Annotated in this window: 11 protein-coding genes; all 11 read right to left on the reverse strand. The window is 60.2% G+C overall.

Annotated features, from left to right (window positions below):
* Positions 1–283 (reverse strand): phage tail protein (locus J0A65_RS20470; RefSeq protein WP_206596199.1); only part of this gene is annotated, 283 nt, incomplete at its 3' end.
* Positions 280–915, reverse strand: a complete 636-nt coding sequence (locus J0A65_RS20475; RefSeq protein ID WP_206596200.1) for a hypothetical protein — start codon at positions 913–915, stop codon at positions 280–282. The genes J0A65_RS20475 and J0A65_RS20470, both read right to left, overlap by 4 nt.
* A complete protein-coding gene (locus J0A65_RS20480; protein ID WP_206596201.1) occupies positions 912–1,853 on the reverse strand; it encodes a hypothetical protein in 942 nt (313 codons plus the stop codon). Before J0A65_RS20480 ends, J0A65_RS20475 begins: the two co-directional genes overlap by 4 nt.
* The gene (locus J0A65_RS20485) at positions 1,840–2,868 is read right to left on the reverse strand and encodes a hypothetical protein (protein WP_206596202.1); all 1,029 of its coding nucleotides are present in this window, start codon (positions 2,866–2,868) and stop codon (positions 1,840–1,842) included. The genes J0A65_RS20480 and J0A65_RS20485 overlap by 14 nt, the downstream gene beginning before the upstream one ends.
* The gene (locus J0A65_RS20490; protein WP_206596203.1) at positions 2,856–3,281 is read right to left on the reverse strand and encodes a C40 family peptidase; all 426 of its coding nucleotides are present in this window, start codon (positions 3,279–3,281) and stop codon (positions 2,856–2,858) included. The genes J0A65_RS20485 and J0A65_RS20490 overlap by 13 nt, the downstream gene beginning before the upstream one ends.
* Positions 3,259–4,173, reverse strand: coding sequence for a DUF2163 domain-containing protein (locus J0A65_RS20495; protein WP_206596204.1), 915 nt, complete (start codon positions 4,171–4,173; stop codon positions 3,259–3,261). The genes J0A65_RS20490 and J0A65_RS20495 overlap by 23 nt, the downstream gene beginning before the upstream one ends.
* Complete coding sequence (locus tag J0A65_RS20500) at positions 4,170–4,763, reverse strand: DUF2460 domain-containing protein (RefSeq protein ID WP_206596205.1); 594 nt, start codon at positions 4,761–4,763, stop codon at positions 4,170–4,172. Before J0A65_RS20500 ends, J0A65_RS20495 begins: the two co-directional genes overlap by 4 nt.
* 3 nt (positions 4,764–4,766) lie before the next feature.
* Positions 4,767–7,229 carry a phage tail tape measure protein gene (locus tag J0A65_RS20505; protein ID WP_206596206.1) on the reverse strand — a complete coding sequence of 821 codons (2,463 nt, stop codon included), beginning with the start codon at positions 7,227–7,229 and terminating at the stop codon, positions 4,767–4,769.
* On the reverse strand, positions 7,226–7,453 hold the full coding sequence (locus J0A65_RS20510) for a phage tail assembly chaperone (RefSeq protein WP_206596207.1): 228 nt from the start codon (positions 7,451–7,453) through the stop codon (positions 7,226–7,228). The genes J0A65_RS20505 and J0A65_RS20510 overlap by 4 nt, the downstream gene beginning before the upstream one ends.
* Before the next feature lie 35 nt (positions 7,454–7,488).
* Complete coding sequence (locus J0A65_RS20515; protein ID WP_206596208.1) at positions 7,489–7,920, reverse strand: hypothetical protein; 432 nt, start codon at positions 7,918–7,920, stop codon at positions 7,489–7,491.
* Positions 7,921–7,922: 2 nt separating this feature from the next.
* A partial coding sequence (locus J0A65_RS20520; protein WP_206596209.1) for a phage tail tube protein occupies positions 7,923–8,733 on the reverse strand: 811 nt, incomplete at its 5' end.

Genomic DNA, 8,733 nt, shown 5'->3' on the forward strand with positions numbered 1-8,733 from the left:
GATCCTCAAGCTCAATCTCCGCAACGTGGTCACCCCCACGGGGAATGAAGTTCAGGACTCCACCGAAGTTTGCGGCATCAAACAGATAGACCCCGGACAGGGCATCAATGGCGCCGGCTGCTGTCTGCGCACTGGTCGTTGAGAAACCGTCAACATACCCCTCGACAAGATCGACATTCAGCCTGTCATAGGGGATGCCGGCGCGATCACAGATGTCTGCAACTACCGAACTGACAGCCCATCCTGCCAGGATCGACTCGTAGGAAAGCCCCGGTCTGCTCATAGGATATCCAGCATGAACTGAAGTCGAAGTTGACGGCTGAGGCCGATCTTGATGAGACCGCCACTGGCCGCGATCAGCGCTCTCTGTTGCGTGCGCTGCGGCTCAGGGATGCTTGCCGTTGGGTCGCGCTCTATCAGGAAACGGTCGCGCTGCTGCCTGTAGTACAGCGCCCCCGAGCGCTTGTAGCCGAGAATGATGTCGTTTCGCTGGTAGCCCTCGGTCGCCAGGAATCGACCGTCGTCCATGGCGATCCTTGGTGTCTGACCATCTACGGATGTGACGACCATTCCCGAGACAACGCTGTCGTACCACCACAGACGGGAGCCGGCCGGGATCACATACGCCAAAGCGGGGCGCATATTCTGATCAAACGACAGGCTTACCTCGGTCATGTAGGGCACGGCATACAGCTCAAACTCCGGCGTGTTCGGGGAGCTGAGCATGGCGCGGCTATTCGCTTCTCCGGCATCAAAAAGACGAACCCGCCAACGCTGGTACTGTAGACCCTGCGATGCATCGTTGAGCGCAATTCCGCCGTCGTGATAGTCCTGGGTAGCCGTGATACCCAGGCCGCGCGCGCCGATGTAGCGGCCGCGCACCTGATCGGTGGAAAAGACGTTGCTCGGCATCATGGCCGACGCGCCCATGAAAGACGAATAGTCAGCTCTACCTGATCCACGTTCGTCTTCGGAATTGCTGGGTCGAACTGAATCTGATACGCGCCGATCCCAATCTTCATAAGCATACTACGCAGGCCGGTCCCGAAGTTCGCGACTCCTGCAGCGGCAATCTGAATGCGGTCAAGCTGGAAGGAACCAGAGACATACGATGCTGATGAGGCAACGCCGATATTTGCAGATGTTCCCGATGGGGAGCCGGTAACAGCGCCAATATCGCCAGAATAGGCTAGGTTAGTGCCTGAGCCTGGGCCGGCGCTTTGAGCGAAAGGCAAATTCCATGAGTTCGAGTCTGCAAATGCTAGTCTCGCGGACCGGAGTATGTAGTCATAGCTCCCGCCGATGTTGCCTGTCGCAACTATTGTTCCAGTAATATCGCTCGGCGGTGCGTAGTAGCGCATTTCATAGATAACGTCGAGACTTTCGTCGGACAGAATGGTAATGCTGGTCGGGTTTCCCATGGAGTCTTTAATGAGAGAGCGACTGAAAAGAGTTGTCCCAGTTGTGCTCCATCCAACACCGACTTCTGACAGATTGCCAGTAGCAACTCCAGTAGCGAATGGGTATGTCCTACGGAGACCAACATAATAGGGTGCCGAGCCAGAAACAAACGGGGTAAAGGCTCCTGTAGAACTAACATTTGCCCCGGCAACAATTGAGTCGAGAGCAGTTTGCCCGTTTGCCGGAGTGCTTGAGCCAGACCCGACCTGGCAAGCGTCTAGGTAGTCTCCATTTGTAGCCATCCTGTTGAGGCCGGTGTCTAGAATCAGATTTTTTTGCCAGTCAGAAGCGACTCGGCGCGTTCCTGGAATCTCAGCGCCGTTCTCGTCCGTTTTGAACGCCTCGAAACGGAAAAGGCCTTCAACTTGGTTTTCGATATTAAGCGGTTTCATGGACAAGCCCCTGCACACTGATTGATCCGTCTAGCGCTTCATATTCGCTAGGATCTTGGTAAACGATTTTCTGAATTCTCACGACGAGGCCTTGAGCGGCTACGGACCCGTCAAGGCTTTCCGTTTCCTCATACTCAAAGGTAATCTGTCTAACAACTAATCCCTGAACATCAGCATCGCCATCCAGGCTCTCTACAACTTCTTCCTCGAACTTTTGAACCCTAAAGCGAAGGCCTTCTACAGCCACGCTGCCATCGAGCGATTCAATTTCTTCATTCTCGTAATGGGGGTCACGAAGCCGAGCTACTGCGGACCCGCCATCGACTGCAAGCTCTTCCTGTGCCGCATAAGGCTTGGACGTGAAGAAGTTTCCTTCCGCCCGCTCGACCTCGAACAGCCATTGCGGAACAGAGCCACCAAGCTCTGTAAGGTCTTCATCAATCGAAACCATGTAGGCGGTGCCGCGATAAGCCGGCACATTCACGGCGCCCCAAATTGACTGGAGCGTTGGGTCTGGCATCTGGTCCCATGACCCTAGGTAAAGACGAAACGTCTTCAAGAACACGTGGTTGTTTGCCGCGCCCCATGCCGTGCCGCGCGCGTCGTAGACGAGCTTGTTGTTGCGCCAGATCCTCGAGAATGCGGTTATCGGCCCTTCGCAGACGCCGATTGCGTAGGTGCGGTAGACGTGCTCTGTCTTGGTCTCTTGCTTCTTCTTCGACCCGCCCTTTCCGCCCCCACTGCTTGATGTCTTGACCCAGCGCTTGACTGGTGCCTGGCAGTGAATGATGTTGCCGCCGATGGGCCGCACCCGGCCCCACACAATGACCCTAGGGTCTCCCTCCTTCGCCGTCTGGTTGGCAATCTGCCCGAGCGTCTGCCGGATCGGCTTGGTCTTGGAGAACAGCATGCCGCCAAGCGCCATGCCGGCCGAGAAGCCGTAAAACGCGCCGGCAGGGCCACCAATAAAAAAGCCGGCTACTGCGCCGGCTACACCTACCGCTACCTGGGCCATGGTCTGAACACCATCACGATTCGTTTGCGCCAGGCATCGTCGATGCCGTGCTCTGTCACGCTGATCATGCTGTAGCTGTGGATCAGCGTTAGCCCGTACTGGTCGCGGCCGATGATTCCGACATGGCACGGGTCTGGCCTGTCGTCCCAGCGCATCAGGACCACATCGCCGGCTTCCATGTCATCGACAGGTTCGCCGAAGTGCTCCCGCATCTCACGCTCCAGGCCGTCTTTCCAGGGCTCACGTCCGTAGTCGACGCGGTCGCGCATCTGGATACCGCCAGCCGCACACGCATGCACAAGCAGGCCAATGCAGTCGATACCGAAGCGAGAACGCCCACGGTGCCGCCACTTGACCCCGATGTAGCTGCGCGCCTCGGCAATGGCCGCATCAATCGACGATTTCTGATCCACTCAGCCCCCCGAATACCTGCGCACTCGGCGTCATCGTCTCCAGGCCGTCGCCGACCGGGATCAATGGCTCGCCCTTGTAGTTGATGAAGTTGCCGTAGCCAATGCAGTCGCTCGGCGACTTGTTGCAGTCGCGGCGAATCTCGAAGGTGTGCCCCGGCGCAATGGTGAACGGCACCGGCTCGAGCAGGGCGATGGTGCCGCTGACATTGCTGTAGGCCTCTACCTGATACAGCCGGTTTGAGGCGTTCGGCCCAGTCAGCCAGCGAAGGCGCCCAGGCACAGGAGCTGTATCAAGCAGCAGCGAGGAATCCGCAAACACCCTGGTTGGCTCGCTGCCAACGGCGGTGACCGTGCCTGACTGCCATATGGATTCAGCGTCAACACCGCATCCGGTCTGGCTGTTTGCCGGCGTGCCAAACACTGCCCTGCAGCGACGCGACCAGACATGGCCAATGCTCTGCTGCAGGCGCATTGCAAAGCTCAACAGCTCCGGGATATAGACCATGTCGTCGACCACGCGCACTTCGCCAATGTCGCCAGCGTCGATGACCATGTGCCCCATGGACGTGTCCGCCCAGTTGATCAGCATCATCTCCCACTGCGCGTCATCCAGATCGCCGGCCAGGGCCATCTCGACGGTGATTCCCGCGATGTCTGACGAAAGCAGCGCGGTAGCCTCGGCGTTGTCCACGCTTAGCCCGGTGTCGGTCGCAATGATCGACGAATCGATGCCGTTGATCGCGCTGTACTCAACGCCCATATAGGTGATCGCTTGGTCGAGCGTCGTCATGCCGAACTCGCGCCCATCCGCCAAGCTGATTTTGAGCAAGCGACAGGTCGTGGTCACGGGCTGCTGCAGATGGGCGAGCAGCGCCGCAGGTATGCGCCTCATAGGCGGACCTCGACGAGACCGACATCAGACGACAGGATCAGACCATTCTGGCCGCGCGACTCAGCCGATATATCGAGCCGGTCTGACTCAAAGCGGACCGGAATGTCGAACTGACCTGACCACGTGATCGCGTCGCCATCTGTTGCCGTGAATGTAGCAATACCGGTTGTGTAGTCGATTGTTGCGCTGATCGGCGAGCCATTGGCGTAGATGGTCACAGAGCCAGAAACAGGCTTCTTGATGATCCTGGAAAGCGTGATCGACCCGAACTGGTAGCCTTTGACCAGCTGCACTTGCTGCTCTACTCCAGTGGCGGCGCCAAGGCTTTCTGCGCTGGCCTCGAAGTCTGTCCAGTCCTTGAACCGAAACGGGATCAGGGCGCCCATGGACGCCATATGCGCCTGAGCCACCAGGATGTGGTCTGGCGCGTTCAAGCGGTCATACATGACGCGGTACTTGCCGAGCGGCATTGACCAGTTGGCGTTTCTGCGCTCAACGCCAGAGCGTAGCGCCATGATTCGCGTGTTGAACTCCTGCCCGAACTCAGAGCCGTAGGCAACCTTGTCGAGCAGACGCGCTTCATTGAACATGGATTAGCCCCCGAAACGTGCTTGGACGATGCGCTGTTCGCGCGCGGCGGCGTTGGCGGCCTGGGACATCGTCCGATTGTCAGCGCGGCCCTGTACGTAAAGGTTCTGGGTGAGGTTCATGTTCCGGCTCGCGCTCATCTGGCGCGCTGTTTCCTCACGCCCGGTGACGTTCGCAGGGCCGCGCACAACCTCCGGTCCGCGCTCCCCGACAATCCCCCATCCGCCAGTAGGAATGCGGCCGCCAGAGTCGAAGAAGCCGGCGAAGCTGGAGAAGAGACTGGCAAGGCCTCCGCCACCACCTGCAGATCCAGCCGCACCCGCTGCAGCGCCGGCAGGGCCACCGAACGCAGCAAGCAGACCCGTTGCCGCGTTCGAAACAAGCTGCCGAGCAGCAATGCGTGCAAGGTCGGCGATGATCGAGTTCGCCAGATCGGAGAAGCTCAGCTTGCCGGTGGTGACGAACTCGGCCAGGCCATCCTCAAGGCCGCTCAGGGTTGTGTTGGTCACTCCCTCGAACTGGGCTGCCAAGTTGCCAGCGTTGTCGATGTAGTCCTGGGTGGCCTTGGTTACGCCGTTGATCCCATTGGCGCGCGCCTCGTCTTTGCGGCGCTCTCCTTCCTCGACAATGCGTATCTCCTCTTCCATGGCGCCACGAAGCGCATCAACGCGCGCCTGATAGGCTTCCTCGCTCAACGCGGCGGACGTGCCCTGTGCGCGGGCCAGCTCTTCAAGGCGACGGGCATACTCGAACTCCAGCTCGTTCAGCTGCCGCAGCGACTCTGCCTGGCGCTCACCGACGCCTATTGCCTCGATCTCGATGTCAATCGCACTCTGGCGTGCGCTGATCTGGTCGCGCAGCGCAGCCACGTACTGTTCTGTGGCGGCCGCCTCTTCGCGGTCCTTCTTGATCTGGTTGAGCTTGTCGATTTCCTCAGCAAGACCGATCAGCCTTTCCTGCTGCGCACCATTGAGCTTGGCGAGTTCGCCGTTCTCGACCTCATATCGAACGCGGGCGGCTTCTGTGGTCTGGCCGAACAGTGCGACCTGACGCGCAAGGCCCTGCTCCGTGCTCTGGTAAAGCTGCTGTAGACGCTCTGCGGTTCGCTGCGCCTCTTTGGCTGCCTTGTCAGCGCCCCCGGCACCGCCAAGGCTGATGTTGCGGCCTTGCAGCCCCTTGCGAAGCTCTGCAATCTGCGCCTGGCGCGCGGCGCGGTCAGCGTCACGCTGCTTGCGTTCTTCTGCTGCGCGCTGGCGGTTTGCCTCGGCGGCCTGAAGGATCGCGTCGCGCTCGCTCAGGATGCTGTCCAGGCTTTCGCCACGCACACCGTTGATACGGACCAGGGTCTGCTCAAGCTCTTGCGCTGCTTGCGCCTCTGTCGCGTCGGTGAAGGCCGCCTTGATGGCGCTGCCTGCGTACTGCGCATAGGCAATGGCCTTGTCGAACAGCGATGCGACTTCTACGGTGGCGATCTGCACTCCGGCGCGCAGGTTGGCCGGCATCTGTTGGAAAGCATCAGCGAGGAAGGAAGCGACGCTGCTGCCATTCTCCTGCAGGCTGTCAAACTCAAGCTCGAGCGACGCGATGTCGTTGCCGATTGCGCTGATGCTTGCCGACCAGATGTTGAAGGTCTCGATCAGGCCGTCAGTGAGTTGGCCAGAATCCAGATAGCTGGCCAGGCCAGTTACCGTATCGGCGAACAGCGCACTGGAACCGGTGGCGCTGTCGATTTCGCCGATTACCTTGGTCAGGCTGTTGCCTAGCACGGTAAGCGCCTGGCCGCCAGTGGTCTGGATGTTGCCGAAAGACTGATCGATAGCGTCGCCGCTTTTGATGATGGCCTGGGCCACTGCATCTGCGGTCAACTGGCCTTCTGCGCCGAGTTTGCGCAGTTCGCCAACGGTGACGCCGAGACCATCAGCAATGGCCTTTGCGAGTGGCGGGGCTGCTTCCAGAACGGCGTTCAGCTCTTCGCCGCGCAGCTGACCAGACGCGAAGGCTTGGCCCAACTGGACCAAGGCACCTGACGCGGCCGCTGCGCTACTGCCGCTGATCGCCAGCGTCTTGTTGACCGTATCCACAACGGACACGATCTCGTTTGCCGACAGGCCAAGCTCTTGAGAGTTGGCGGCAATTCGCTGGTACAGCTCGGCGGTGGCGGCCAGTGGCTGGCGGGATTCCTGGGCGATCTTGAAGACGGCATCCTGAGCCGCAACAAGCTCTTCGCTGCCCTCAGTAACCAGACGCAGCCGGTTGGTAAGCGTGGTGTAGCTTTCGGCCGCCTGCGCAATCTCCCTGGCGCTGATGATCGCTGTCAGCGGACCAGCGAGCCTGCGGAAGGCGCCGGTCAGCTGATTCGTCGATGACTCGGTGCGTCCGGCAGTCCTGCCAAGTCGGTCAAGGTCGCTGTCCGCCGTGCGCACCTGGCGGCTATCGACGCTGACGACAAGCTTCGCGTATTCGGTCATATCCAGACTCGCTGCAGATCAGCCAGCACCTCAGCCTCCCAAGCACGCAGGTTGCGGCGGGTGAGCTGAGACCAGTGGAAGAGTTCGGTGAAGTTGAAGCTGCGGGGGAGTTGCCAGAACCACTCCCACAGGTAGGAGAGTTCGGCGGGGCATTCGGGCTGATCGGCCAGTTCCTTTGGCCTGTGCCCGGTGGTTTTCTCGATTCGCTGCAGATGCTCGCGCAATGGCTCATCCGAGCCTGGCGGCGGGCGCAGCAGGATCAGCTCAGACTTTCCCCACTCGACAAGCTGCCTGATCCGTTCGAGAAAAAACGCCGGTCATCCTCGGCGATTTGCTCGACGTGGCGCAGGATCTGCGGGGCCTCCAACAGGAATTCGGCCACCTTCTCTTCGGTGCATTCCATGTCCGAGAAAGACCACCCGGCGATCAGCGAAGCGCACAGTGTCGCGCGGCGGCGGCGATCAGCTTCATGCTTGAGTTCCGCTACTTCGCCAGGATCGGCATCGGCAATTCGCTTGCCGTCCTCGATGGCCTGGCGAATCAGCTCAGAGCGCGCAGCCTGGTAGTCATCCGACCAGACCGACCGTACCTGCAACCAGTGTTCCGTCGGCGTGCCGTCCGGCTGCGACAGGGTGATACGAATCCCTTCGTTCGCCTTGCCGCGCGTCTTGAAAGCGTCAATTCCCGTCATGCTTAGCTCCGGGTGATCCGCATGGTGGTGGTACCGTCGTAGCCGGCAGAGAAGGTGTACTGCGGGATGACCGCGCCTGGGCCGCTGACCTGCTTCTGGCCCTGGGTGTAGCGGACCTTCGGCAGCTCGATGGTGTAGCTGTCAGCGCCCTCTTCAAGTACGACCACGTGGCTGGTCTCGGTCTCGTTCAGCACCTTGGCCCACAGCGTGCCGTCCTTCAGGTAGGCGCTCATGGTGCCGCTGGCGACGGCAATGCCGTTGGTGATGCAGTAGGCCTCGCGCTGGAACAGGGAGAAGGCCGCTTCCATGCCGTTGTCCAGGGTGGCGTTCCACTCGGTGGCGTATGTGATCGCATCGCCGCCCTCGGTGAACGAGCCGTTGGTGGTCACCATCATGTCGGTGGTGGTAGCTGCGGCGAAGGTGGCGCCCACCGGCACGGTGTATTCCTCGGCCTTGGTGCCGAGCATGCCGAAGGTAATCGATGCCTTATCGCCAAGCGGCGCGGCAATGTTCATGGTTGCCACCCGGCAGCCGCGATACACGTAGTCGGCCCCGATGTCGGTGTGACGCTCGAGAATGGCGAAACTGCGCTCGGTCGACCCGATGACCAGTTCGTCAGCAGAGCTAGTGACGGTTACGGTTTCGCCAGCTGTTTCGTCAGTGATTGTCGAGGCTGCAGTGCCGTCAGTGTTGGTGACGATGATCTTGCCTGCTGCGACGCTAGTTACCAGCCAGGTGCCGTTGTTGGCGCTTGTGGCGAAGCCGGAGGTGGTAATGATGTCGCCAACGACAAAGCCTGCCGTCACGAAGCCA

The organism is Bowmanella yangjiangensis (genome assembly GCF_017255015.1).
Classification (GTDB): Bacteria; Pseudomonadota; Gammaproteobacteria; order Enterobacterales; family Alteromonadaceae; genus Bowmanella; species Bowmanella yangjiangensis.